The following is a 25,940-nucleotide window of genomic DNA, read 5'->3' as shown; positions in this document are numbered from 1 at the left end:
CGGCTACAGCGCATCCAGCCGCGTGCGCAGGCTGGCCGCATGCTCGCGCAGCGCATCGAGCTGTGGGCCCTGCATCTTCTGCAGTTGGCGGTACACCATGCCAAGGCGGAAGTTGTTGCCCAGCACGCCTTCATTGCGTGCAAAAAAGTCCCAGTACAACGCGTTGTAAGGGCAGGCGCGGTCACCCACCTTGAGTTTCTTGTCGTAGTAGCAGCCTTTGCAGTAGTCACTCATGCGGTCGATGTAGGCGGCGCTGCTCACATAGGGCTTGGTGGCCAGCAGGCCGCCGTCGGCAAACTGGCTCATGCCCACGGTGTTGGGCACTTCCACCCATTCAAAGGCGTCGATGTACACGCCCAGGTACCAGCGGTGCACGGCGGCGGGGTCGAGCCCCGCCAGCAGCGCAAAGTTGCCGATGACCATGAGGCGCTGGATGTGGTGGGCATACGCATGCTCCAGCGACTGGCCCACGGCGTGCTGCAGGCAGCGCATGCGGGTGTGGCCGGTCCAGAACCATTCGGGCAGCGGCGTGCTGTGGCCCAGGGCGTTGCGCTCGTCGTAGCCGGGCATGTGGGCCCAGTAGATGCCGCGCACGTATTCGCGCCAGCCCAAAATCTGACGGATGAAGCCCTCTACCGCTGGCAAGGGTGCGGTGCCTGCGTGGTACGCGGCCTGGGCGCGTTGCACCACCTCTTGCGGGCGCAGCATTTTGGTGTTGAGCGCGAACGACAGCAGCGAGTGGAACAGCCGCGTGCTGCGCGTGCTCATGGCGTCTTCATACGCGCCAAAGTGCGGCAGCGTGGTGGTGACAAAGTGATCGAGCCACGTCAGCGCCTCGGCGCGGTTGAGCGGCCAGCGCAGTTGGGCTGCCTGGGGGTTGCCAAAGCTTTTGACGCCCGCAGCTTCGATCGTTGCCCACAAGGCGGTGTGATCGTGTGAAGGCCTCGCGTCGGGCGGCAGTTCCGGAGTGCCGGACCAGGGCTTGCGGTTGTCGTGGTCGTAGTTCCACTGGCCGCCCTCGGGCTCGCCCGCTGCGTCGATCAGCACGCCGTGGTGCTGGCGCATGCGGCGGTAGAAGTGTTCCATGAGCCACTGCTTGCGGCCCTTGAAGACCTCGGCCATTTCGGTGCGGGTGGTGTAGAAGTGCTCGCTGCTGACGGCCTGCACCTCAAAAGGCTGCTCTGCGCCCCAGGTCCGCAATTGCTCGTCCAGCCGCCATTCGTCAGGGTGCTGGTACTGCAACTGCTGCGCGCCGTAGTGCGCCATGAGTGCGGCCAGGTTGTCGGGGATGGACTGGCGGTTGCTGGCGTCGTCAATGGCCACGTAGCGCACGCGGTGTCCCGCCTCACGCAGCTGGCGGGCCAGGTCACGCATCGCGGCGAAGATGGCCAGAATTTTCTGCGCGTGGTGCAGCACGTAGTCGGTCTCTTGCCGCACTTCCATCAGCACGTAGACCACGCCCTCGTCGCGCGCGGCAAACCACGAATGCTCTGGGTTGAGCTGGTCGCCCAGCAGCAGGCGCAGGGTGTGGGCGCGGGGCGGCGGCGTGTTCACAACGTGCCCCACATGCGACGATAAATGCCGTCGGCATCATGGTCTTGCGCTTGCTTGATGGGGTTGAAGCGGCGGCCGCCGCGCGGGTCGGTGCCGCGCCCGGCGATGTAAAGCCAATTGCCCTGGTTGCTGTACACGTCGTAGTCCACCAGTTGAGATTCAAACCACGCTGCGCCCGCGCGCCAGTCGCTGTGCAGGTCGTGGATGAGGTAGCTGGCCACCACCTGGCGCAGGCGGTTGCTCAAGGTCCCGGTGGTCGCCAGCTCGCGCATGGCAGCATCGACCAGCGGCTCGCCAGTGCGGCCCTGGCACCAGCGCTCAAAGCCCTGCGCGTTGTGCCGGGCCGGGGGCAGTGCAGACAGGCCCCGCGCGCCATACAGCGCGGCGCCATATTGCAAGTGCAGTAGCCGAAAGTAGTCGCGCCACAGCAGCTCAAACCACAACCAATAGCTGCCGTCGTTGGCGCCGTGGTCGCGTTCAAAAATTTTCAGATCCGCGTAGACCTGCCGGGGCGAGAGCGCGCCGGTGGCCAGCCAGGGCGAGAACTTGCTGGAATAGTCCAGCCCCGTGAGGCCGTTGCGCGTGGCCTTGTAGCTGTGGGGCAGCTTGCGGGCCAGGTACTGCGCCAGGTGGGCCAGCCCAGCGGTCTCGCCACCATTGAAAGCAGGGGTTCCGTAGGGGAAGGACGAACGCGGGTCGCGCCCGCCGGGGTTGTCGGTTGCGGCAGCACCTTGATCTGCCCCTGCAGGCTCTGCGCCCACGGCCTGCCACACATCGGGGGGCACCCGAGGAGGCAGCAGCAGGGATGCGGGCGCGGGCAACGGTGCCGAGGGCGTGATGTGCGCGCGCTCCACCGCTTGGCGAAACGGGGTGAACACGGCGGGCAGGTCCGACGCTGGCCAGGGCATGTCGGCAGGCTGCAGCAGGCTGCTATGCCACACGGTGTGCACCTGCAATCCGGCGGCGCGCAAGGCTGCTACCTCGGCCTGCTCATGGGGGGCTGCGATGTCTTCACACACCACGGTCGTTGCGCCCACGGCGCGCGCCAGCACAGGCAATGCCGTGGCGGGCGCGGCGTGGCACACGTGCAGCGGGTTGCCCAGCGCTGCCATGCGTGCGCCCAAGTCACGCAGCGCAGCGGCCACAAACGCCTGGCGGTGTGGGCCCACGCGGGCAAAGCCCCAGGGGGTGGGCTCATCCACGGGCGGCTGGCACACCACGGGCAGCAGATGGGTAGCACCGCTGTGGAGGGCGGCTTGCAACGCTGGCTGGTCGTGCAAGCGCAGGTCACTGCGAAACCAGAACAGGACGGTACTCATGCGGCACCCTCCCCGGCTGAGCCGTCGTCTGCGCTACCACCACGCTTGCGCTCGCTGCGGCAGCGGTCCGAGCAGAACTTCACCTCGTCCCACACCTTTTCCCACTTCTTGCGCCAGGTGAAGGGCAGGCCGCAGTGCTGGCAGGTCTTCTGCGGCAGATCGTGTTTTTTGCGCATGCGCATAGCGGCGGACGTGAGTGGAACGTGAGATGTGGAATCTGGGAAGCGGTCAGGCCTGCAGCACTTGCGCAGCCAGTGCCTGGCCGCTGAGCCAGGCGCCTTCGACCTTGCCGCCATTCAACCAATCGCCACACAGGCCCACGCGCAGCGATGCGTCCCACCAGCCGCCCAGCGCCAGTGGCGCTTCAGTGTCGGCATAGCGCCAGCGGTGGGCCGTGGCGGCCACAGGTGCAGGGCCGGTGAAGCCGGAAAGGGCCGCAAGGGCAGCGAGCAGCGCGGCAGTGACGGACTCGGCGCTGTCTTCCATGTGCGCTTCGCTCCACTCGGGGCTGGCGTGCAGCAGCCAGGTCTCTGCGCCCGTGCGGCCCGGCTTACTGCTGTCGCGCGCCACCCAGCGCAGCGGGCCGGTATTGATAAAGGCACCGTCCCACGGCATGACGACGGGGCTGGAATATCGCAGCATCACCGCCCAGCTGCCGCGCATGCGGGCGCTGGTGGCCACGGCAGCGCCTGCAGGCGCCACCGGCTTGAGCAACGGTACGGCCTGTGGGGCAGGCACCGCCAGCAGCACGGCGTCGTAACGTTGGATATGTGGGCCGTGTTCTGCGGAGATGACGACCCAACTGTCCTCAGAACGTTCGATCCGCTGCACGGTGGTTTGCCACTGCGCCAGCGCATGCTCGCCCAGGTTTTGCACCAGCCATGCGGCGGGCGATGTCATGCGGGGCGTGCCCACAAATCGCTCAATCGGGGTATGCGATGTGGTCCAGGCGTTGCCGTCAAAGCTGGCCAGCCGGGCATCCCACACCGCAGCCACGCCCGCCTGCTGCCACCGGGCGACCTCGGCACGGAAGGCCGCGTCGCGGACGGTGAAATATTTCGCGCCGTGGTCGCACTGCCAGGGGCCGTGTTCATCCTCAGCGCGCCGCGTGCTCATGCGGCCCGAGGGGCCACGGGCCTTGTCGAACACATGCACCGTATGGCCCGCCTGGAGCAAGGCCTGCGCGCATGACAAGCCCGCCAAACCCGCGCCGACGACAGCCATGGTGTGGGGCGCAACATGGCTCATGGCTGTGGGTCGGTGCGGTTGTGGGTCACCCATATCAGTGCCTGGGTGTCGATGCCCAAAGCGTTGGCGCGGGCGGTGAGCTGCTCGCGCACACCCGCAGACAGCTGCTTGGTGCGCGACAAAATCCAGCAATAGCTGCGGTCGGGCCCCACCACCAGCGCCCATTGGTAGTCTGCATCGAGTGAGGCCACGTGGTAGCCGCCGTAGAACGGACCGAAGAACGACACCTTGAGAGAGGCAGTGTTCGCGTCGCCGGTGAACTTGGCTTTGCCTTCGGCCTGGCGCCATTCGTTCTTGCCGGTGTCAAAGCCCCGGTTGAGCACACGCACACTGCCGTCAGACTGGCGTTGGTTGGTGGCGCTCACGTCCGTCATGCCGCGTTCAAACGAATGGTCGAGCCGGGCGACTTCGTACCAGCGGCCCTCGTAGCGGGTGAGGTCAAAGGGGGTGACGGGTGTAATGCCGGGCGGCGGGCTGACCGAGGAACAACCCGCAAGCGCGAACAATAAAGCCGCGGACCAAACCAGCGCGGACCGGCGACCCCAAGCGAACAGCAATGGCATAAATTACCAATCAGTCATAAAACAAACCAAATGGTAACTCAGTGCTGCGCCCCTGTGATGGGTGGTTGCCGATGACCTCTTGGCTGCCTGTGCCATGGCAGGCCCGTAAACTTGGGCACCATGACCCTCAAGATCACCATTTATTCCAAATCCGCCTGCCCGCAGTGCGATTCCGCCAAGAAGCTGCTGCAATCGCGCGCCCTGCCCTACGAGGAAATCAAGATCGATGACGAGGCCGAGCGCCTGGCGTTTTATGCCAAGTGCGGGCCGTCGGTGCGGCAGATGCCGCAGATCTTCATCAACGACCAGCGCGTGGGTGGCTTGGCGGGCCTACAGGCGGCACTGGCACAGGTCGGCCAGTAAGCACCGGTTTTTTCTACCGGTATTGCGCGGCGGTGATGAACTCGCTGAACGTCTCGCACCACACGATCACGGTGTTGAACTTGGCGGGATCCACGCCCTGGGGTACGGGGACGATGAAATTGTTGAACGTCTTCACATCGCCCACGCGCAACATCTGCGGCTTGAGGCGTTTGAAGTCGGCTTCGGTCTGTACAAACTCGGGCGACAGATAGAGCTTGTAGTCCGGCCCCGGGGCCAGTTTGCCCACCAGGCTGATGGTTTGCGGGCCGATGGAGACAGCGCCTTCCCCCCAATGCAGGGCGTCGCTGTCTTGCAGGTCGCGGCGGAAGGTGGCGGTCCACAACGCGGTGGGGGTGCTGGCCTCAATCGCCTGCTGCGTGGGGGCCTCCGGTGCAATGAGGATGGGCAGCACATACACACCCACCGCAAAACCGATGACCAGCGTCAGAAGGTGCGAGGCGATGAGCAAAAGGGGTTTCATGGCGGCCAGCTGAAAAGCGTTGCACCAATGTACCGCCAGCAGAGCCCCAGCGGCTCCTCGTCAACCCTTCACCTCTTCATCTCATTCAGAGCAGCTAACAAAACTCAGCGAAGCGGTTCTGGCTAGGCGCTGCGCCGCAGGCAGTACGAGCAGTACGACAAGGCGCGGCAACGACGCCAGAAGAGTTTTGTTAGACGCTCTCACCCCGCTGCACGGGTCAGGAACTCATCCACCAATGCGTAGTGTTCCGGCACGTTGAGGGCCGGTGCATGCCCGCAGCCTGGCACCTCCACCACGCGCGCCAAGCCCTTGGCGCCGGGGCCGCGCGTCAGCATCTCTACCGTGGTTTCGCGCAGCACCAGGTCTGAGTCGGCCCCGCGCAGGCACAGCACCGGGACGTCGATCGCGTCGTAGTGGTCCCAGATCAGGTAGTCGTTGGCGTGGTGCGTGAACTGTTGCACCATGGCCGGGTCGTAATGCGGCGTTACACGGCCGTCAGGCAGGCGGCGGGTGCTGCTTTCGGTCAGCAGGCGCCATTGCGCGTCACTGAGCCATCCGTACGGCTGGTACACCTGCCGAAAAAACGCCTCCAGCTCTTTCACCGTATCGAATGCGGGCGGGTTACCCGCGTAAGCCTTGATGCGCTCCAGCGCGGCATCTGCCAGGCGCGGGGCGTTGTCGTTGAGCAGCAGGCTCTGGATGCGGCCCTTGAGCTTTGGCTCAAACAACCCTGACGCGCAGACCGTGCCAATCGCACCGCCCATCGACGTGCCCACCCAGTGCGCCTTCTCGATGTCCAGCTGGTCAAACAGGTCAGCTGCAATGCGTGCGTAGAACGACAGGCGGTATTCGTCCTGCGGCGCACGCGCCCACTGGCTCAGGCCCCGGCCAATGGCATCTGGGCAGATCATGCGGTAGCGCGGTGCCAGGTGCGCAGCCAGCTCATCCATGTCGCGCCCGGTGCGCGCCAGGCCATGCCAAGCGACCACCACTGGTGCGTCGGGCGCACCCCACTCCAAATAGTGGATTTCATAGCCAGCGCAGTTGGCGTAGCGCGATAACGGAGTCATGGTGGACAACCTTGTGAGTCAGTAGTGGGATTGCAGGGTGGAGACAAAACAACCTGTGGATGGGTAGCGGCTCACAAAACTCAGCGAAGCGGTCCTGGCTAGGCGTTGCGTCGCAGACAGTACGGCAAGACGCAACAACGACGCCAGGAGAGCTTTTTGAGTCGCGTTCATTTCATGAGGCGGCCATTGCTGCCAATGACAGTGACTTCAACGTAACGCGAGCCGATGCGGTTGGTGGGCGAGTAACTGAGCGTGATGCCACCCAAGTCATAGCTTTGCAGCGACTCCAGCGCTTTGACTACCTTGGTGCGCGTGGGCGCAGGCCCCGCTCGGCGCAGGGCCTCGACCAAGACCTTGGCACCCAGGAACTGTTCAAAGCTGGTGTAGTTGACCTCGGCCTCGGGCGCGTATTTTTTGAGCAACGTCTGGTATTCGCGCACCACCGGTAACTGCGGCCGGTAAGGGTATGGCACCACCTGGCTGATGCCCAGGCCGTGGGCGTTCTTGAGGCCCGCCAGCTTGACCAACTCGGTCGGGTCGACCACCGAAATGTTGTACAGCTGCGCTCCGCCGCCCTGCTCGCGGTAGCGCTGGATGAATGCAGCGGCCGGCTTGTTCACCGCGATCATGATGACGGCGTGCACATCGGAGGCCTTGATGGCTTTTACCGCGTCGTCCACCTTGTCGGTGTTGCGCTCGTAGCCCGCAGCCACCACCAGCTTGAGGTTGCGCTTGGCCAGCGCCGCCTCGACACCCGCCAGGCCCGCCTTGCCAAAACCATCGTCCTGGTACATCACGGCCACCCGGTTCATGCCCAACGTGGTGAGCTGCTGCACCATGTGCTCGGTTTCGTCGGCGTAGCCCGCGCGTACATGAAAAATCCACGGATTGAACGGGTTGCGCAAGGACTCGCCCCCCGTGTAAGGCGCCACCAGCGCAGCACCGCCTTGCTCCAACACACCATCGGCCAGCAGTTGCGTGACGTTGGCCGTGCCCGCAAAACCATACAAAGCGACCACCTCAGGTTTGGCCAGCAATTCGCGCGTCAGGCGCACGGTGTCGGCCACCTTGTAGGCGTCGTCCACCACCGTGTGGCGAATGGACGCGCCATGCACACCGCCTTGGGCATTGACCCAGTCAAAGTAAATCTTGCCACCCAGCACCATCTGCGCGCCCGTGCTGGCCAGCACGCCCGACAGCGGCGCCACCTGGCCCACCACCAGCTCGGCAGCGCGTAGGGGCATTGCGGCCCCCAGCCCGGCCACCATCAGCACGCCCGGCATCGCCAGGGCTGCCGCCATGCGGCGGCCCCATGTCATCCACACAGTCTTCATGTCCATCCTTGGTTGAGGTACAGGCCGCGTGCAGCATTGGCACGCACACGGCTGTGGTTTGTCGCCGGTCTGTCTGCGGGCTATCGCCCACCACTCAGTCGGGAATGGAGATGGCTCCAGCGGTGATGGCAATGGCGTTTGCGGCCGCGGGCGCGGTGGCCAGCGGCGGCACATTGGCCGCGGTGATGGCGGGTGCGCTGCCCGGTGTGCCGCCCCGCGGCACGGTGCGCACCACCTGGCTGGCTGGCAATGTTTTGCCGTTGGCCAGGTGTTCGTACACGGCGTCGAGCGCGTGGTTCAGGTACACATGCAGCGGCACATAGCGCGAGTCGTAGCCAGGCAACACGGTGGGCAGGCCGATGAAACTGTCGAAGTGCTGGGCGTTGGCCACCTCGACATAGCTGAGCTTGCTGGCGTTGCCCTCGACCTTTTTGTTCAACGCTGCGTAGGGGCGCGACGTGTGGCTAACGGGCAGCAGCGCATCGGCACGGCCGTGCACGATGACCGTGGGCTTGCCACGCAGGTTGCCGCTGCGGCGGGTTTCATCCACACCGGTCTGCAGCTTTTTGGCGGCGGCATCGGTGCCGGTCGCCAGATTGCGCAGGCACAGCGCGCCTGCGGTGTTCCAGTCGGCCACGCCAGCTGCCGTGAACGACAGGAAATCACGCGCAGGGCCCGCCACGCTGTTGTTGTTGACCAGGTTGATGCCGCCCGATGGGGGCACGCCATTGCCCGTGGCAAACATGCCTGCCAACGCGGCAGGGGCCAACGTGGTGACTGCACCGGCTGCCGTGGTGGCGGCGTAGCTGAAGCCGCAGAGGTTGTCCTTTACGCTGCTGCGCGAGAGGCTGTTGGCAAAGGTGACGGACACAGCAGGCGCCACTTCAAACGCGGCCAGCGATGCGTGCAGGTCGTTCGACTCGGGCTCCCAGCCGTAGGCGCGCAGCTTTTGCAGCGCTTCTTCGGCCTGCGTGGCGGTGGTGGATGCCGTCAGCAAGCCCGCCGTCTTGAGCGCCGCGCAGCGGTTGGGCGCAATCGGCAGCGCCGCGCTGGCAAAGCCTGCAGCGAACGCGGCGGCATAAGGGCTGGTGCTGACGGAGGGCGCCAGCGATGCGCAGGCCTGGTACAGGTTGGCGTAGGTCGTAAAGTCCACCAGCGTCTTGCCGGTCACGGCCACCTCGGCAGCGCCGCGGCGCACGGTGACGCCGGGGTTGGCAGGCAGCTCCAGCGCGGGCTCGGACACGGCCACGCCGGTGATCAGGCCCTGGGTGTCCTGCTCGGCCGCTGCAATCGCAGCGCCGCCGCCGTTGGAGATGCTGGACGCAATGACGATGGTGTTGGACGGCGTGAGTGTCTTCAAGCGCTGGCCCGCCGCGTTGGTGTTGCCGTAGCGCTGGTTGAGCACGTAGTAGCCAAACTCCACAGCCTGCAGCGTGCTGGCGCCCCAGTCCTTTTCAGCGTTCTGGCCGGAATGCGCATGCTTGAACGCAAAGCGATTGGGGTTGGCGGTGTTGAAGGCCGCGAGTTCCGTGGCCGTGAGGCCTGCGTTGAACGCCGCGTTCTTGCCCGCAGCCGCAGCCGTGGTGCGGGTGCCGTCCATCAGCGGCACGGTGTCGTTTTGCAGGTCGTGCGGCGCGCCGCCCGTGCCCTTGTCAGAGTAAGCCACGGCGCAACCGCGTTTGAGCGCCCATTCGCCCGTGGAGATGCCGCCATACACACCGCGCGAACCCGATGCGGTGGCGGTGATCATGCAAGGCTTTGCCGGATTGAAGCTGGCAGGCACCTGCACCATCAACGTGACGTTCTTGCGGCCCGTGCCGTCGTCGGCAAAGGCGATGTACTCGGCGCCTGCCACCTTGCCTTCGCCCGTAGTGACCTTGCCCTGCGCGTCCACATTGGGGCCGTACAGCAGCCCGTAGCCGCCTGCGACCGTCATGTCGAGCATCGCGCGGTAGTTGGTGTGGATGGCCGTGCGGCGCAGCTCGGCAGCGGTCGGTTTGAGCGGGTCGGCATAGGCAGGCGGCACAGCGGCGGCCAGGCCCGTGGCGCCCAGGCCTGCGGTGAGCAGGTCGTTGCTGGTGCCGTCGTACGCAGCCTCGCTGATGGCCCCCAGGTAGGCCGGTTTGGTGTTGACGGCGGCACTGTCGCCGTCGCTACCGCCACCGCAAGCGGCCAGAACAGCGGCTGCCAAGGCGGCGGGAACCAACGGGCGAACCCGTGTCTTCATCGTGCTCATCTTCTTCATGTGCTTGTCTCCTGGTATTTTTGTTAGCGTTTTTGTGCAGCTACCACCACCAACGACCGCCGAGGCGGCGTTGGCTTCGTCATGCCGCCTTGCGCGCAGCTGCCGCGCGCAGGCGCCCCACCACACCGGTGGGGAAGTAATAAACGGACAGAACAAACAGCACGCCCAGCCACAGCAGCCAGCGGTCGGGCGAAAGCAGTGCGGACAGCCATGGCAAGGCCGACGCAGCCTCGCTCCCCAGGCGCAACAAATCCTGCAGATAGCTTTGCGCCACCAGAAAAAGCACAGCCCCGATGGCCGAGCCATAGATGGTGCCCATGCCGCCAATCACCACGATGAGCAGGCAGTCCATCATGATTTCGAAGCTGAGCGAGGTGTCGGGCCCGTTGTAGCGCAGCCAGACCGCCAGCATGGCCCCGGCCATCGTGGCAAACAGCGCTGACAGCACACTGGACGTGGTGCGGTAGACCACCACGCGGTAGCCAATGGCCTCGGCGCGAAACTCGTTTTCGCGAATGGCCTGCAGCACGCGACCAAACGGCGAGTTGACGATGCGCAGCAGCGCCAGCACCAGCACCACGGCCACCACGAAGAGCAGGTAGTAGGTGATGATCTTGCCGTCGATGAGCACGCCCAGCACTTCGTTCTCAAACGGCTCAAAGCTGGGCGACAACCACACCGGCATCTTGAAGGTCAGGCCGTCTTCACCGCCCGTCCACTCCGACAGTTGTGACGCCAGGGTCTGAAAAGCCGTTGCGACTGCCAGCGTGATCATGGCGAAAAAGATGGCCCGCACGCGAAGCGAAAACAACCCTACGGCCAGCGACAGCAGCAAACTGATGCCCAGCGCGCAAACGATGCCCACCGCCAGCGCGCCCCAGGTGCCGCCCATGCGTGTGGTGGCAATGGCCACGCCATAAGCGCCAATGCCAAAGAACATCGTGTGCGCAAAACTCACGATGCCGGTGTAGCCCAGCAGCAAATCAAAGCTGGCGACCAGCACCACAAAAATCAGCACCTTGGCAGCCACGTTCAGGGCCTTGACGCCGGGGAACAGAAATGGCGCCAGCGCCAGCCCCACCAGAAGGGCCAGCAAAATGGCCGCAAGGATTTTGCTGCGCGGGTGGTCGTTGGAAATAAGACGGTTCAGCATAGAGATATCACCGGTTCGTCACTGGATAGACGCCCTGTGGGCGCCACAGCAAAATGGCCACCATGAGCGCGATGTTCGAGAACAGCGCCACCTTGGGCACCAGAAACCCGGTGTAGTTGGCCATCAGCCCCACCAGCAGCGCGCCGATAAGTGCCCCGCCCGTGCTGCCCAGCCCGCCGATGATGATCACGATGAAGATCAGCACGTTGACCTGCGCGCCCATCTGCGGGATGACGCTTTGCTGGTACAGCCCCCACATCACGCCGCCCAGCCCGGCCAGCGCAGAGCCCACCACAAACACGCCCACAAACAGGCGGCGGATGCGGTAGCCCAGGCTTTCGACCATCTCGCGGTCTTGCACACCCGCGCGTATCAAGAGGCCCACCTTGGTGCGCGAAAGCACCCAGGCCAGCACGGCAAACACCAGCAGACCAACGACGACCGCGATGAGGCGGTATTTTTCGATGGCGGCGTCGCCAATCAGCAAGGAGCCGCGCATGCCTTCGGGCAGCGGCAGCGGGATCTGCGCCGGGCCCCAGATCACCTTGATGAGTTCTTCACCAATGATCATGCCGCCCATGGTGATAAGGATCTGCTTCAGGTGCTGGCCGTACACGGGCCGCACGATGAAGCGCTCAAACGCCAGGCCCACCGCGCCTGCCACTGCCATGGCCACCAGCATGGCTGGCAACACAGCCATCAGGTTGCGCCACAGGTCGGCGCTTTGGGTGTAGTCGCCCATGGCGCCCAGCACGCTGGTGGCCACAAAGGCGCCGAGTGCAATGAACACGCCGTGCCCAAAGTTCAGCACGTCCATCAGGCCAAACACCAGCGTGAGGCCCGAGGCGATGATGAAAATGATCATGCCCATGGCCAGCCCCGCCACGGTCAGCGTGAGCCAGGTGCTGGGCGAGCCGATGAAGGGCAGCACCAGCAGGGCCAGCGCGGGCACCAGGGCCAGGGGCTTCCAGTCGAAGTCGCGGAGGGTGGCGCTCATGCGAGTTCTCCTGCAGCGTGGCAACCGCCCACTTCGAATGCTATTAATTTAATAGCTATTAGCGCTTTACCAATAAGCGCTAGAGGCCAAAAAGACTTAAAAACTGCAATACCACTCATAGTGCCAACCCCAGCAGCGACCGCTGCAGTGCTTCGTCTTCGGCCAGCGCGGCCATGCTGCCTGCATGCACCACCTGGCCGTTGTCCATCACGGCCACGGTGTCGCCGAGCCGTTTTGCGAAATTGATGTTCTGTTCGACCAGCAAGATGGTCACGCCGCTCTTTTTGAGCTGGTCGAACGCCTCGATCATGTTGTTGATGATGGCGGGCGCCAGACCCTTGCTGGGCTCATCGACGATGAGCAAGTCGCGCGGCTCGACGATGGCGCGGCTCACGGCCACCATCTGCTTTTGCCCGCCGCTGAGCTTGCCTGCGGGGTGGTTCCAAAACTGCTCCACGGCGGGGAAAAGCTTGAAGATCCACTGCAACCGGGCCTCGTCCATCTGCGCGGCATTGCGCGCGCCGCGTGCGGCCAGCAGCATGTTCTCCTTCACCGTGAGGTCAGAGAAGATGCCCATGTTCTCGGGCACGTAGGCAATGTTCATGCCCGCGATGGCGGGCGTGTTCAGCGCCGTGATGTCTTTGCCGCCAAAGTGGATGCTGCCTTTGGACGCATGCCACAGGCCCATGATGGTGCGCAGTGTGGTCGTCTTGCCTGCGCCGTTGCGGCCCAGCAGCATGGTGAGCTGGCCCTTGGGCACGGCCAAATCCACACCGTGCAGGATGTGGTACGCGCCGATGTGGGTGTGCACGCCACGAAGCTCCAGAAGATTGGTGCTCATGCGGCCTCCTTCTCTGCGTCCTTGGTGACGCCCAGGTAGGCCTCTTGCACCACGGGCGATGCAATCACTTCGGCCGGTGGGCCGTCGGCCACCAGCGTGCCGTTGGTCAACACGATGATGCGGTCGGCCAGCTCGCGCACCACGTCCATCTTGTGCTCTACCAACAGGATGATCTTGGTCTTGTCCTTTTTCAATTCGCGGATAAGGTTCAGGATCACCGGGGCCTCGTCGTGGCTCATGCCCGCGGTGGGTTCGTCAAACATGTAGACCTGCGGCTCCAGCGCCATCAGCAGCGCCACTTCCAGCTTGCGCTGGTCGCCATGCGGCAGGCTGGCCACGGGCGTGTCGGCACGGTCATTCATGGCCACGGCCTGCAGAATGACGCGGGCGCGCTGGACCAGTGCGGTGTGGTCGCTCCAGATGCTCCACAGGTTCAGGCCCCGGCGGTGTTTGCCTTCTTGCGTGGCCTGCACGGCCAGGCGCACGTTCTCCAGCACGCTGAGGTTGGGAAACAGGTTGGTGAGCTGAAACGCCCGGCCCAGCCCAGCGTGCGTGCGTGCCGACACGGACATCCCCGTGATGTCCTGCCCGCCCAGCGTGACCGTGCCGCTGCTGGCACGCAGTTGGCCCGAGATGAGATTGAAATACGTGGTCTTGCCCGCGCCGTTGGGGCCCACGATGGCGGTCAGCGTACCGGGCTCAAAAGAGCAGGTCACGTTGTTGACCGCCACGTGGCCGCCGAAGCGGATGGTCAAGTCCTTGGTGGCCAAGGTGCTCATGGGTGGGGTTTCACTTTCTCGGTCGTCATCATTTCATTCAAAGAGCCAGGCAACCCAGCCCTGCGGTTGGGTTGCCGTGACCTTCACGGCGTATCCATTGTCAAGAGTGCGTGCCACTGGCGCGACCCACGCCAGTGCCCCCGCGCTGGGGGCGTCCCCCTTCCCGAATGGCGAAGCCAGTCGAGAGAAGGGGGAAGACGCGAAGCGGCTCAGGGGGTTGCTCATACTTCAGCAGGTCCCAATCACGTAGTAATTCGGGCCCGTCTGCTTCAGGGTTTTGGTGACAAACACGTTCCACAGGCCCATGTTCTGTGCGGAGCCATTGGCATAGGCATAGCCGCCCTGCTGGTAGGCCCGGCCTGCCTGCACATGGGCATAGTTGCTGGCCGTGGTGCAGGTGGCGGTACCTCCGCCCGAGCCCGCCAGCGTGGTACCAGAGGCTGCGGCAGACGTGGCGCCTTCGGCCCCGTTGGCATCAGCGGCGCGCACCGTCCAGCTGTAGGTGGTCGATGCTGCCAAGCCCGTGTCGCCATAGCTGGTGCCATACACCGGCAGTGCATTGACCTTGTTGGCGTTGCGGTACACGTTGTAGCTGGCGGCGCCGGTGACGGCGTTCCAGCCGATGGTCATGCCGCTGGCGGTGGCGCCCGAGGTGCTGACGCCCGTGGGTGCTGGCAAGGCCACCGGATCGGGATTAGTGCCACCACCGCCATTGCCCGAGCCCGCGCCCGACGCAATGCGGTCCACCATGGCCTTGATGGCGACCATCTGCGTGCCAGCCTTCTTGGCGAAGTTGCTGCCGTACCAGCCCACCCAGTCCCAGCAGGCGTTGGGGTTGGGCAGCGAGCCGCTGGCGGCGGTGCTGCGACTGGTGTTGTCCACCTTGGTCTGGGGGAACAGCACGATGATATTGTTGGTATCTGCCCAGCGGCTGTAACCCGTGTTTTTCACAAACTTGTCGCCGATCTTGTCGGTGCTTTGCTGGCAGCCATGCAGCGCCACATGCAGCTTGCACTGGGTGGCGCCGCTGGCGCAGCTGGCAGGCACATACAGCCAGCCGTTGGCCGCCATGCCCGGGTTGCTGCCTGTGTAGGTGCTCTGAATGAACTCGATGTAGTTGCCTGCAGCGGGCGTGTTGTTGCGCGGGTTGAGTGCGCCGTAGAAATGCGTGAGCGCTGCCTTGGCACCGTCGTAACCGCAGTTGCTGATGTAGGGCGACGCGGCGCTGGTGCAGCCGTTGTTGCCGGTGCTGTCAAAGTCGGTGGGGAACACATGCGCCGTGCTGGCGCGCTGCACATACGAGATGTTGCCCGCGGGCACGCCGTTGTTGAGGTACTGCGTCTGCAGCGCCGTGGTCTGGTTGGGGCCCACCGTGGTGTCGCTGGTGCCCGTAAAGATGTAGATTTTCTGGCTGGCCAGGTTGGACTTGTTGTCGATGGTGCCCGCGCTGCTGAAGCTGTTGAGGCTGTTTTGCATCGTGGTCTGCTGGCTGGCGCTGATGCTGGCGTTGTACATGCACGCCGTGTAGTTGTTGTGCCCCGCGCACATGTAGGGGCCCGCTGCAAAAACGCCCACGCCCATGAAGGTGGTGGAGTACGCCACGCCCAGCTGATTGGCCATGAACCCGCCGGACGACAGGCCCGACACGCTGATCTTGCTGGTGTTGATGTTGTACTGGGCCAGCGGTGTGGCACCCAGCGCCACGCCCGATGCGAGGGCGGTGGCGGCGGCCGCGATAAGAATCCGTGAAAACCGAGGGAACGTCATGTGTCTTGTCTCCTGAATATTTTGGAAAAGCACTCACCATGCCCCCGTGTATCCGGGGGTTCATTCGTCTAGGTACTGGAAAAAAAGGGGCGGCCGCCCCTGCGGGATGAACCCCGGCCAAGGACATCGCTAGGATGCTCTGGCCGGGCCACGCAAACCGTGTCGGGTGTCGTGTCTGCGCGTCGGGTGGCTGGCAGGCCCTGCAGCGGGCCTGCCCGCGCGGCTTATCGCTGGTTGCGAATCGGCACGTTCATTTCTTCAGGCTTGATCTCGCGCACCAGCTCGGGCACGCCCCAGGCAAAGGCTGGGTCCACCTTGATCTTGAAGTGGTACATGCTCTGCATGGCCTGGTGGTCTTCCTTGCGGAAGGTCATCTTGCCCTTGGGGGTGTCAAAGCTCATGCCTTCCATGGTCTTGATGAGCTTGTTGGTGTTGGTGTCACCACCCGTGGCCTTGAGCGCGGTGACCAGCGCCATGGCCGAGCTGAAGCCGCCTGCGGTAAAGAAGTCTGGCGGAGTCTTGTACTCCTTGTAGTGCGCGGCCACCAGGGCTTCGTTCACGGGGTTCTTGGGGATGCCGAAGTAGTAATACGTGGCGCCTTCCATGCCTGGGAAATTTTTGTACGCAGCCATGGCGGGCAGGATGTTGCCGCCGGTGGAAATCTCGATGCCGTAGCGCTTCAGGTCCATGTCGGCGATCTTGAAGGGGTTGCCGGCGCCTGCCCAAACCACCCAGATGATCTTGCGGCCAGGCTGGTCCTTGAGCTTGTCGATGATGCGCTGGGCACCGGCGGTGAAGTCGGTGGTGGCGGCGGGCAGGTATTCCTCGTGCGCCAGCTTGGCCTTCTTGACCGAGTCCTTGAACGCCTTCACGCCATCGCGGCCAAATGCGTTGTCTTGCGCCAGAGTGGCAATGGTCACGCCTTCCTTGTCCACCGCCACAGCGTTGGAGATCGCGTCCTGGCTGCTGTTGCGGCCGGTGCGAAAGATGTACTTGTTCCACTTGTCACCCGTGATCGAGTCGGCCACGGCGGGCTCGACCAGCAGGATCTTTTTGTATTCCTCGGCCACCGGCAGCATGGCCAGGGCCACGCCCGATGCGGTGGGGCCCACGGCGATGTCGGCCTTGTCGTCAGAGTACGCGGTGGCCAGCAGGCTCTTGCCCAGGTCGGGCTTGCCTTGGTCGTCTTTTTCAATCACGACCAGCTTCTTGCCGTTGACGGTCATGCTGCCGCCGGTGGCGTAGCTCAGGCCCATCATCAGGCCGGTCTGCGTCTGTTTGCCGTAGGCCTCCAGGGGGCCGGTCTTGCTGTAGACGTGGGCGATGCGGATTTCACCCGACTGCGCGAAGGCGGCTGGCGCCGTGAGGGTGGCGGCAGAAACGGCAAGGGCGGCGAGTGCAACCAGATTGCGACGATGCATGGCGATGTCTCCTGTTGTGATGTTTCTTTATTGCACAGTCTGTGCCAGCATCCAAGTGGTTGATTTCAAAGATACTTTTTATGACACATCGGTGACAATGTCTGAATTAAATACACAAAAAATGTCTGAATTTCAGACATTTGCCTGAAATTTATTCAGGGTTTTCCAGACGCCCATAGAGCGTGGCACGCGAAATCCCCAGCTGCCGCGCCGTCGCCAGCTTGTTGCCGCCATGGGCCTTCATGGCGGCGTGGATGGCCCGCTGCTCCAGCTCGGCCACCTGCTCGGCCAAGGGCCGCAGGTAGCGCGACTCGTCCTCGGCCTCGACCACCACGGCGGTGGTGTCCTGCACCGGCGCTGCGGGCTCCACACCTGCCTCGCGCAGGATGCGTTCGAGTTGCGCGGCGTCGATGGACTGGCCTTCGCTGCGCATCACGGCCTGCTCCAGCACGTTGCGCAGCTCGCGGATATTGCCGCGCCAGGGCTGGCCAGCGAGCAAGGCCATGGCTTCTGGCAACAGCTCGGGTGGCGGCGTGCCGTTGCGCAGCGCCAGGTCATCGCCCAGGGCCTCCACCAGCGCAGGAATGTCGCTGCGCCGCGCGCGAAGCGGCGGCACGCGCACCGGCAGCACATGCAGGCGGTAGAACAAATCCTCGCGGAACTTGCTTTCACGCACCAGGCCAGCCAGGTCGCGCGAGGTGGCCGCGAGGATGCGCACGTTGAAGGGCACGAGCTTGTTGGAGCCCAGCGGCTCAATCTCGCCCTCTTGCAGCGCACGCAGCAGCTTGGCCTGCAGGCTTTGTGGCATGTCGCCAATTTCGTCGAGGAACAGCGTGCCGCCATCGGCCAGCTTGAACTTGCCGTCGCGCCCCTTGGCCGAGGCGCCGGTGTAGGCACCCGGCGCCACGCCGAAGAACTCGGCCTCCAGCAGCGTGTCAGGCACGGCAGCGATGTTGACGCTGACGAACGGGCCGCTGGCGCGGCTGGATGCGGCGTGGATGGCGTGGGCCAGCAGCTCTTTGCCCGTGCCCGTTTCGCCCAGCAGCAGCACGGGGCTGCTCGACTGCGCCGCACGGCGCGCCTGGCGCTTGACCTCGGCGGCAGCGGGGCTGGAGCCGATAAAGCTGGCAAAGGTGTATTTGGAACGCCGCTCGCCATCACCCGCCACCGCCAGGCTGCGGCGGCGCTGGCTGGCCAGCTCGCGCCGGGCGTCGTCCAGATCGCGCTGCAGCAGCGCAAACTTGCTGATCAGCGGCTGCAGCGTGGTTTCGGGGTGGTCGAACAGCACGATGCCGATGGCACCGATCACGCGCTCCGCATCGTCACGCAGCGGGATGCGGCTGACCACAAAGGTGCCGGCCTTGTTGGTGAGCAGGTCGATCAGCACGGGCTGGCCCGTCTCCAGCACGCGGCGCATCTGGGTGTTGGGGATGACTTCTTCGACCGTGCGGCCCACAAACTGGTCGACCGACGAAAAACCGAGGTCGGGCAGAAAGCGCTGGTAACCCTCATTCACCCACACGATGCGCCCGCTGCGGTCCACCAAAAACATGCCCTGGCTGACACTGGAGAACAGCTGGAACATGGAGCGCGCCGCCAGTTCGAGAATGCCCTGGGCATCCAGCGGCAGTGCGGGGGCGTCGTCGGTGATCAAGGGCATCTGCGGATGGTAGCGCGCAGGCGGTGCGGGATGGGTCGGCTGCAAAGGCATTGCCAACTCAGAAAGCTATCATTTTTATAGCTACTAGCGCTTATCCATCAAGCGCTAGAGGCCATTTTCATTCAAAATCACAGACGATTCTGCGGTGAGAGCCATCGGCGCTGCGGGCGGTGTTCGGGTCATGCGAAACACCCGCAGGGGTTGCAGCGTGGCCAGTGGCTGGTCTACCAGAATGCAGGGCTTGCCGGTGCGGCGGCAATGGTCCTGCACCCGCCAGTATTCGTCGTGGCTGATGCAACCGGTTTGACAGATGACCAGGTCTGCGGCGGCCAGGTTGGCATCAAGGTCATACGCCTGCGCCTCACCCATGGGCCGCGTGTGTGCGGAATGGGCGGCCTCGGCCAGCGCGGCGCCGCCCTGCTTTGCGCGTTGGAGGTCCAGCGCATCCACCTCGGCGGCCAGACGCCAGCGCAGGCATTCGCGCGACAAGGTGGTGATGCGCTCGGCCAGCATGCTGATATGGCGCGCCATGGCTTTGCGGCGCGGCAGGCCGGGGGTTGCGGCCTGGGCGTGCTCCAGTGCGTCGTGTGCCATGGCCAGGCGCGTGTCGCGCACCACCAGCGCTCCCCGCAGTCGCACGATTTCAGACCTCAAAGCGTTGATCTCGGCGGCCTGCGCCGCCATGGCGGCACTGCAGCGTTGCTGGGCATCGCCCAACTGGCGGCAAAGGGCCAAAAATTCCTGCGGAAGTGAATGCATGCACCATCCTTGCAAATAAGAACGATTCGCATTTTATGGTACATTTGCGACTTGTCAGTCCATCTCTAGATCCAGCGTGAACGCGAAGGCGAAGCGCAGACAGTACAGGCGTACGGCAAGCGAAGCCGACAAAGTGCACGTTGGATATAGAAATGGAATCAGTCAGCAAGTCGCCTTGGTGGGGAGGGCACCGGGGGCACAAAGCCTCCGGTGTCTGGCTTGCGCAAACACCTGCAGTGCGATTCCCTCAACAGGACGCCACAAAACAAAAACCGCGCCATGTCAGCGCGGTTTTTTTATGGGTGATGGGGCGTGGTCTGCGCGCCCATCAGGTCTAGGCCTGTGCCATGGCCAAGCGTCTTGCCGCCCAGCGCCGCAGCAAACGAGGCAGGATGAGCACGGCCAGCACGATGATGATCAGCGTCAGCGAGCCCGGACGCTCCAGGAAGATCGTCCATTTGCCTTCGCCAATCGACACCGCATTGCGCATCTGCGCCTCGGCCAGGGGCCCCAGGATCATGCCCACCACCACCGGAGCGGCAGGGAAGTCATAACGGCGCATCACCACTCCAAGCAGGCCAATCGCATACAGCAGCACCAGGTCGAACGCGCTTTGGCGCATCCCATACACGCCAAGCGTGGAGAACACCAAAATGCCCGCGTACAGGTACGACTTGGGAATTTTCAACAGCTTCACCCACAGGCCGATCAGCGGCAGGTTCAGGATCAGCAGCATCACGTTGCCGATGTACATCGACGCAATCAGCGCCCACACCAGCGCACCGTTGGTGTTAAACAACTGCGGACCGGGCTGGATGCCGTAGTTCTGGAAAGCCCCCAGCAGGATGGCGGTGGTGTTGGACGTGGGGATGCCCAGCGTGAGCAGCGGAATCAGCGTGGCCGTGATGGCTGCGTTGTTGGCGGCCTCGGGGCCTGCGACGCCTTCGATGGCGCCCGTAGTGCCAAATTCTTCTTTGTGTTTGCTCAGCTTCTTTTCGGCTGCATAGCTCAAGAAGGTCGGGATCTCGCTACCGCCTGCAGGCACGGTGCCAAACGGAAAGCCAATGGCCGTGGCACGCAGCCAAGCGGGCCAGGAGCGCTTCCACTCCTGTTTGGTCATGTGCGTGCCCGTGAGCTTGTTCTGTGTTTCTACCGTGCGGCCTTCGTACATCACGTTGTACAGGGCCTCGCCCACAGCAAACAGGCCCACGGCAATCAGCACCACCTCGATACCGTCCATCAGCTCGGGCACACCACCGGTGTAGCGCGCCTGGCCAGAAATCTGGTCGATCCCAATCAGCCCCATGGCAAGGCCCACGAACAGCGCCACCATGCCACGCAACGTGCTTTTGCCAAGCACCGCGCTGACGGTGGTGAATGCCAGCACCATCAGCATGAAATATTCCGGCGGCCCCAGGCGCACGGCATATTCGGCCACCAGCGGCGCAAAAAACGTCACCAGCACCGTCGCAATGGTGCCCGCCACAAACGAGCCAATGGCCGCAGTCGCCAGCGCCGCACCAGCACGGCCGTTCTTGGCCATCTTGTTGCCTTCCATGGCCGTGACCATGGACCCAGCCTCACCGGGGGTGTTGAGCAAGATGGACGTGGTCGAACCACCGTACATGGCACCGTAGTAGATACCGGCAAAGAAGATCATCGAGGCCGTGGCCTCTACCTTGACCGTGATAGGCAGCAGCATGGCCACCGCCACCGCCGGGCCAATGCCGGGCAACACGCCGACGGCTGTGCCAATGACGCAGCCCACAAAGGCCCACATCAGGTTGATGGGTGTTGCAGCGGTTGCAAAACCCTGCATCAAAAGGTTAAACGTTTCCATGGCGTGCAGGCTTTAAAGCCACCCCGTTTTCGTCAGGCCGGGCAGGTTGATGGCCAGCAGTTGCGTAAACATCCAGAAAACTGGAGCGGCCACAGCCACGCCAATCAAGGAGTCCTTGATCCAGGCTTGCAGGCGCAGGTCCAGCTCGCCTTCCGAACTCCGAAATCCGCGCACCGACAGCACGAAACACAGGGCACAGCTCAGGATGAAGCCCAACGTGGTGATGAGCAGGGCATTCAGCAACAGCCCCGCCGATACCCAGATGAAACCCTTCCAGTGAGCGCGCTCGGCGCCCGACCCTTCTTCCAGCACACGAAACCCCCCGGTCAGCGCGTGCACCACGCACAGCGCACCACAGATCAGCAAGGCAATGCTGACCACCCAAGGGAAAAAGTTGGGGCCCACGCCGCCATATCCCGCCTCTGAGCTGACCGTGCTGGCACCCCAGGCCAGCGACAGCGCAAGCACGACGAGGCCTGCACCTATCAGTGTCTGCAGCGGCTTGGAGCGCGATGAGTGTTGTTGTGTCATGTTGTTCTTTCGCACCGACCGGTCAAAGACTCAGCCGCGTGCCCCACTGGGCACGCGGCTGGGCTACCTCATTTGCGAGCTGGCCTCAGATCAGATCATTCCGGACTTGACCATCGTGGCGCGCAGGCTGGCAAATTCGGCATCCACAAAGTTGGAGAACTCGTCGCCCGCCATCCATGCAGAGGTCCAGCCGTTCTTTTCCATCGCGTCCTGCCAAGCCTTGTGCTTGAAGGTCTTGGCGAGCGCGTCGATCAGCGCCTTGCGCTGCTCGGCCGTGATTCCAGGCGCGCCGTAGACACCGCGCCAGTTGCCGATTTCGACATTGATGCCCTGCTCTTTGAGCGTAGGCACGCTCACGCCCTTCAGACGCTGTGCAGACGTCACGCCCACAGCACGCATCTTGCCGGCGGAGATGTACTCGGCGAACTCGCTGTAGCCGCTGCCGCCCACGGTGACGTTGCCGCCCAGGATGGCCGCAGTGGCTTCACCGCCCCCACGGAAGGCCACGTAGTTGATCTTTGCGGGGTCCACACCCACTTCGCGGGCGATCATGGCCGCCGCGATGTGCTCGGTGGACCCGCGTGAACCGCCGCCCCACTTCACGCTGCCAGGGTCCTTGCGCAGTTGGTCAACCACATCCTTCATGGTCTTGAAGGGCGAGTTGGCGGGCAATACAAACACGTTGTATTCGCTGGTCAGGCGCGCCAGAGGCGTCACCTTGTCCAGACCCACCGGTGGCTTGCCGGTGATGATGCCGCCCAGCATCACGGCACCCATCACCATCAGGGCGTTCGGGTCGCCCTTGCTGGAGTTGGAGAACTGCGCCAGGCCAATCGCACCGGCCGCACCACCCTTGTTGTCATAAGACACCGACGACGCTGCTCCGGCATCCTGCATCGCTTTGCCCAGCGCACGGCCTGTGGAGTCCCAGCCACCGCCGGGGTTGGCGGGGACCATCATTTTGATGGCCAACGCTGTTTGCGCCGACACGGGCAGCACGCTTGCTGCAGCCATAGCGGCCATGGATTTGAGAAAGGTATCGCGACGCATGGTGTCTCCTTGTAAGGTTTGCGAACCGCTCGATGATGCGCGCCCTGCCTGTCAAACGGCTGTCCTCAGACTCAGGGAAAACACTAGCATCTAGAGCCCCCTGAGTCGCTGCGCGCCTTCCCCCTCAGGGGGACGCCCCCAGCGTGGCGGGGCGGCCCTTGCGCGGGGGCGCTGGCCCAGGACCGCGCGCATCTTGAACAGCAGCAAGCGGGGAGCGGCCCTGCGGCAGACCGTGCAGCACTCGCAGCCTGCCTGGGAGTGATATGGTCCCGCGCATGCAACTGCTTCTTGTCGAAGACGACCCCACCATGCAAGCCACGCTGCACCGCGCCTTGACGCGCCGTGGCATGGAAGTGACCGCCGTCGGAGACGGCCGCGCAGCGCTCAGCCAATGGGCGGCTCGCCAGCCCGATGCGGTCATCCTGGACCTCACCCTGCCCGGCCTGGATGGCCTGCAGGTGTTGCAACAGGCGCGCACCCGCGGTCTGCGCACACCCGTGCTCATCCTCACGGCGCGCGGCACGGTGGGCGACCGGGTCATGGGCCTGAACGCGGGTGCGGATGACTATCTACCCAAGCCGTTTGATCTGGATGAACTGGAGGCCCGCCTGCGCGCCCTGGTGCGCCGCAGCGCTGACCCCAATGCCAATGCTGCGCCACTGGCACCGAGCAATGTGCAGATTGGCGCCATCCGCTACGACAAGAGCAGCGGCGCGCTGTACCTGAACGGAGAGGTGATGGAGCTGACCCCGCGTGAGCTGGCACTGATGCACGCATTGCTGGCGCAGCCCGGCCACGCCGTCACCAAGGAACGCCTGTATGAGTTGGTTTTCCCCGGCCAGCTCGACGTGCAGTACGAGGCCATTGAGGTTGTGGTCTACCGGCTGCGCAAGAAGCTGACAGGCACCGGTTTGACACTGATGACACTGCGCGGACTGGGCTATCTGCTGCGGACCGACACATGAAAGCCGCACGGGTGCCGGGTCACCACTCGCTGCGGCGAAGGCTGCTGCTGGGCATTTTGCTGCCGGTGGCACTTTTTGTGGGGTTCAACACGTTCAGCCTGTACCGCCAGACCTTGAACTCGCTGAACACGGCTTACGACCGTACCTTGCTCGCATCGGCCAAGAGCATCAGCGAGCAGCTGGATGTCAAAGGCTACGACGAGAACGCAGAGCTGCGCGCAACCGTCCCTTACTCGGCGCTGGAGGCTTTTGAGGCAGACAACCAGAGCCAGATGTTCTACCGCGTGTCCAACCTGCAAGGCGAGATGGTGTCCGGATTTGCCGAGCTACCGGTGTGGCGCGGCACCATCCCCGACCGGCCGCCCTACGCCGCGCTGGTGGACTTTTATGACGCCCGCTTTCGCGACCGCGATGTGCGCGTGGCGGTGCTGTTGCAACCGGTGGCCAGCTCCAACGGCCGCGCAATGGCCGTGATCCAGGTGGCAGAAACCCTGGAGGTGCGCGAGACGCTGGCATTGCAGATTCTGTGGAACACCTTGCTGCGCCAGGCGCTGTTGGTGGCAGTGATTGCGTTCACCGTGGTGCTGGTGGTGCAACGCGCCACCAACCCTGTGCGCAAGCTCAGTCACCAGTTGCAGGCGCGCCGCGAAGGCGATCTCAGCCCCATCGCCGCACCCTCCGCACCGCGCGAGCTGCAGCCGCTGATCGACGCCACAAACGAAGTCATGCAGCGCCTGCGGCACCTGTTGCGGCACCAAAAGCGTTTTGTGCGCGATGCATCTCATCAACTGCGCACCCCGCTGGCGGTGCTCAAGACCCAGGTGCAATCGGCATTGCGCGGGGACGTGGAACCGGTGCAGGCGCTGCGCGAGATCAGCGACACCGTCGACCGCGCCACCCAGCTGGCCAACCAGATGCTGGCCCTGGCCAAGGTAGAGCAACTGCGCCAGCAAAGCGCCCCTCCTGTCACGCGATTTGACGAGGTGCTGCGCACCATCGCACTCGAAATCTCGCCGCTGATCGCGCAGCGTGACCTCGACTTCGGCATCCACACCGAGCCCACGTACATGCCAGCCCATGAATGGATGCTGCGCGAACTCAGCCGCAACCTGCTGCACAACGCCGTACGCCATGCCCCGGAACGCAGCGAGTTGACCGTCGACCTGCGCACAGATGGCCGCCACGTTGCTCTCACCATCAGTGATCACGGCCCAGGCATTGATGACGAACTGGCAACACGCCTGTTTCAACCGTTCTCAGCGGGCGACGTGCGCACGGGCAGCGGGCTCGGTCTGGCCATTTGCCAGGAGATTGTGCTGGCCCTGGAGGGAAGCATCGCCCTCACCAATCGCTCTGAAGGGGGTCGCATCACCGGGCTGGATGCGGTCGTTCGCCTACCGATTGCGCATCCCTGGGCGGACAACGCCAACACCCTGCAAGCGGCACAATCCCCCCCATGAATACGCTGGAGACAATGCGGCTGGACAAATGGCTCTGGTGCGCACGCTTTTACAAGACCCGCAGCCTGGCCACCGAAGAGATCGGCAAAGGCCGAGTCACTGTCAACGGTCAGGCTGTAAAAGCAGCGCGCGACCTGCGCTGCGGCGATACCGTGGCCCTGCGCCAAGGCACCATCGCTCGCACCATGATCGTGAAAGGCCTGAGCGGCGCCCGTGGGCCCGCCCCGGTCGCGCAACAGTTGTATGAGGAAACCCCGGAGAGCATCACAGCCCGCGAAAAAGCCGCCGAGCAACGGCGCCTGGCCCCGGAGCCCGCGGCCACCCTGCAGGAAGGACGCCCCACCAAACGCGACCGCCGAGAAATCGATCGCGTCAACGACCGCTCTGGCAGTCGCGACAAAAGCTGGGGGGATAGGTGGAGTGCGTCTGTGGACGAATGAGCACCGAAGGAAATGGGGACGACCTAGCTGTCACGGTCTAACAAGGCGACACCCGTGCAGCGCAACCGCTCTGCTGACGTGTGATGCGATTTCATCGATC

General features: G+C 64.1%; 24 protein-coding genes. 4 read left to right on the top strand and 20 right to left on the bottom strand.

Annotation, left to right across the window (positions count from 1 at the left end):
• Positions 1-3: 3 nt before the first annotated feature.
• Genes ACK41V_RS01410 through ACK41V_RS01390 form a run of 5 tightly spaced genes read right to left on the bottom strand, consistent with a single transcriptional unit; the run spans position 4 to position 4,684 of the window.
• Positions 4-1,554, bottom strand: coding sequence for a cryptochrome/photolyase family protein (locus tag ACK41V_RS01410; RefSeq protein WP_409776757.1), 1,551 nt, complete (start codon positions 1,552-1,554; stop codon positions 4-6).
• Positions 1,551-2,873: a DASH family cryptochrome gene (locus ACK41V_RS01405; protein WP_409776754.1), complete on the bottom strand. Its 1,323-nt coding sequence runs from the start codon at positions 2,871-2,873 to the stop codon at positions 1,551-1,553. Before ACK41V_RS01405 ends, ACK41V_RS01410 begins: the two co-directional genes overlap by 4 nt.
• Positions 2,870-3,055, bottom strand: coding sequence for a DUF2256 domain-containing protein (locus ACK41V_RS01400; protein WP_409776751.1), 186 nt, complete (start codon positions 3,053-3,055; stop codon positions 2,870-2,872). The genes ACK41V_RS01405 and ACK41V_RS01400 overlap by 4 nt, the downstream gene beginning before the upstream one ends.
• 46 nt (positions 3,056-3,101) lie before the next feature.
• Positions 3,102-4,121 (bottom strand): NAD(P)/FAD-dependent oxidoreductase, encoded by a 1,020-nt coding sequence (locus ACK41V_RS01395; RefSeq protein WP_409776748.1) that lies wholly within the window; start codon positions 4,119-4,121, stop codon positions 3,102-3,104.
• The gene (locus ACK41V_RS01390) at positions 4,118-4,684 is read right to left on the bottom strand and encodes a lipocalin family protein (RefSeq protein ID WP_409776745.1); all 567 of its coding nucleotides are present in this window, start codon (positions 4,682-4,684) and stop codon (positions 4,118-4,120) included. The genes ACK41V_RS01395 and ACK41V_RS01390 overlap by 4 nt, the downstream gene beginning before the upstream one ends.
• Positions 4,685-4,804: 120 nt before the next feature.
• Here ACK41V_RS01390 and ACK41V_RS01385 point away from each other — a divergent pair, with 120 nt between their 5' ends.
• On the top strand, positions 4,805-5,047 hold the full coding sequence (locus ACK41V_RS01385) for a glutaredoxin family protein (RefSeq protein WP_409776742.1): 243 nt from the start codon (positions 4,805-4,807) through the stop codon (positions 5,045-5,047).
• A gap of 13 nt (positions 5,048-5,060) precedes the next feature.
• On the opposite strand, the gene ACK41V_RS01380 is transcribed toward ACK41V_RS01385, so the two are convergent.
• The 15 genes from ACK41V_RS01380 to ACK41V_RS01310 all read right to left on the bottom strand — a co-directional run bounded on the left by ACK41V_RS01380 (position 5,061) and on the right by ACK41V_RS01310 (position 22,975).
• Positions 5,061-5,528, bottom strand: a complete 468-nt coding sequence (locus tag ACK41V_RS01380) for a DM13 domain-containing protein (RefSeq protein ID WP_409776739.1) — start codon at positions 5,526-5,528, stop codon at positions 5,061-5,063.
• A 200-nt stretch (positions 5,529-5,728) separates the two neighbouring features.
• A complete protein-coding gene (locus tag ACK41V_RS01375) occupies positions 5,729-6,598 on the bottom strand; it encodes an alpha/beta fold hydrolase (protein ID WP_409776737.1) in 870 nt (289 codons plus the stop codon).
• A gap of 167 nt (positions 6,599-6,765) precedes the next feature.
• Positions 6,766-7,932: an ABC transporter substrate-binding protein gene (locus ACK41V_RS01370; protein WP_409776734.1), complete on the bottom strand. Its 1,167-nt coding sequence runs from the start codon at positions 7,930-7,932 to the stop codon at positions 6,766-6,768.
• 94 nt (positions 7,933-8,026) lie between these two features.
• On the bottom strand, positions 8,027-10,177 hold the full coding sequence (locus ACK41V_RS01365; protein WP_409776731.1) for a D-(-)-3-hydroxybutyrate oligomer hydrolase: 2,151 nt from the start codon (positions 10,175-10,177) through the stop codon (positions 8,027-8,029).
• 79 nt (positions 10,178-10,256) lie between these two features.
• Complete coding sequence (locus ACK41V_RS01360; protein WP_409776728.1) at positions 10,257-11,330, bottom strand: branched-chain amino acid ABC transporter permease; 1,074 nt, start codon at positions 11,328-11,330, stop codon at positions 10,257-10,259.
• A gap of 7 nt (positions 11,331-11,337) precedes the next feature.
• The gene (locus ACK41V_RS01355; protein ID WP_409776725.1) at positions 11,338-12,327 is read right to left on the bottom strand and encodes a branched-chain amino acid ABC transporter permease; all 990 of its coding nucleotides are present in this window, start codon (positions 12,325-12,327) and stop codon (positions 11,338-11,340) included.
• 115 nt (positions 12,328-12,442) lie between these two features.
• Positions 12,443-13,168, bottom strand: a complete 726-nt coding sequence (locus ACK41V_RS01350) for an ABC transporter ATP-binding protein (protein WP_409776722.1) — start codon at positions 13,166-13,168, stop codon at positions 12,443-12,445.
• Positions 13,165-13,947, bottom strand: coding sequence for an ABC transporter ATP-binding protein (locus ACK41V_RS01345; RefSeq protein WP_409776719.1), 783 nt, complete (start codon positions 13,945-13,947; stop codon positions 13,165-13,167). Before ACK41V_RS01345 ends, ACK41V_RS01350 begins: the two co-directional genes overlap by 4 nt.
• Before the next feature lie 228 nt (positions 13,948-14,175).
• A complete protein-coding gene (locus ACK41V_RS01340) occupies positions 14,176-15,714 on the bottom strand; it encodes a prolyl oligopeptidase family serine peptidase (protein WP_409776716.1) in 1,539 nt (512 codons plus the stop codon).
• 224 nt (positions 15,715-15,938) lie between these two features.
• Entirely contained in the window at positions 15,939-17,135 is a 1,197-nt protein-coding gene (locus ACK41V_RS01335; protein ID WP_409776713.1) for a substrate-binding domain-containing protein, read from the bottom strand.
• A gap of 151 nt (positions 17,136-17,286) precedes the next feature.
• On the bottom strand, positions 17,287-18,795 hold the full coding sequence (locus ACK41V_RS01330; RefSeq protein WP_409776710.1) for a sigma-54 interaction domain-containing protein: 1,509 nt from the start codon (positions 18,793-18,795) through the stop codon (positions 17,287-17,289).
• A 105-nt stretch (positions 18,796-18,900) separates the two neighbouring features.
• Positions 18,901-19,554: a DUF2325 domain-containing protein gene (locus ACK41V_RS01325; RefSeq protein WP_409776708.1), complete on the bottom strand. Its 654-nt coding sequence runs from the start codon at positions 19,552-19,554 to the stop codon at positions 18,901-18,903.
• A 334-nt stretch (positions 19,555-19,888) separates the two neighbouring features.
• Positions 19,889-21,394, bottom strand: a complete 1,506-nt coding sequence (locus ACK41V_RS01320) for a tripartite tricarboxylate transporter permease (RefSeq protein ID WP_409776705.1) — start codon at positions 21,392-21,394, stop codon at positions 19,889-19,891.
• 12 nt (positions 21,395-21,406) lie between these two features.
• Positions 21,407-21,925, bottom strand: coding sequence for a tripartite tricarboxylate transporter TctB family protein (locus ACK41V_RS01315; RefSeq protein WP_409776702.1), 519 nt, complete (start codon positions 21,923-21,925; stop codon positions 21,407-21,409).
• A 90-nt stretch (positions 21,926-22,015) separates the two neighbouring features.
• Entirely contained in the window at positions 22,016-22,975 is a 960-nt protein-coding gene (locus tag ACK41V_RS01310) for a Bug family tripartite tricarboxylate transporter substrate binding protein (protein ID WP_409776700.1), read from the bottom strand.
• Between the two features lie 275 nt (positions 22,976-23,250).
• Here ACK41V_RS01310 and ACK41V_RS01305 point away from each other — a divergent pair, with 275 nt between their 5' ends.
• The 3 genes from ACK41V_RS01305 to ACK41V_RS01295 are packed head-to-tail and all read left to right on the top strand — an operon-like array spanning position 23,251 to position 25,840.
• Positions 23,251-23,940 (top strand): response regulator, encoded by a 690-nt coding sequence (locus ACK41V_RS01305; RefSeq protein WP_409776697.1) that lies wholly within the window; start codon positions 23,251-23,253, stop codon positions 23,938-23,940.
• Positions 23,937-25,400 carry a sensor histidine kinase gene (locus ACK41V_RS01300; RefSeq protein ID WP_409776694.1) on the top strand — a complete coding sequence of 488 codons (1,464 nt, stop codon included), beginning with the start codon at positions 23,937-23,939 and terminating at the stop codon, positions 25,398-25,400. Before ACK41V_RS01305 ends, ACK41V_RS01300 begins: the two co-directional genes overlap by 4 nt.
• Entirely contained in the window at positions 25,397-25,840 is a 444-nt protein-coding gene (locus ACK41V_RS01295) for an RNA-binding S4 domain-containing protein (RefSeq protein ID WP_409776691.1), read from the top strand. The genes ACK41V_RS01300 and ACK41V_RS01295 overlap by 4 nt, the downstream gene beginning before the upstream one ends.
• The last annotated feature ends 100 nt before the right edge of the window (positions 25,841-25,940 follow it).

Origin of the sequence: Acidovorax sp., from assembly GCF_046291265.1 — a bacterium.
Classification (GTDB): domain Bacteria; phylum Pseudomonadota; class Gammaproteobacteria; order Burkholderiales; family Burkholderiaceae_C; genus Acidovorax.
Note: the sequence above shows the minus strand (reverse complement) of the source record. Positions and strands in the feature narration are given on the sequence as shown.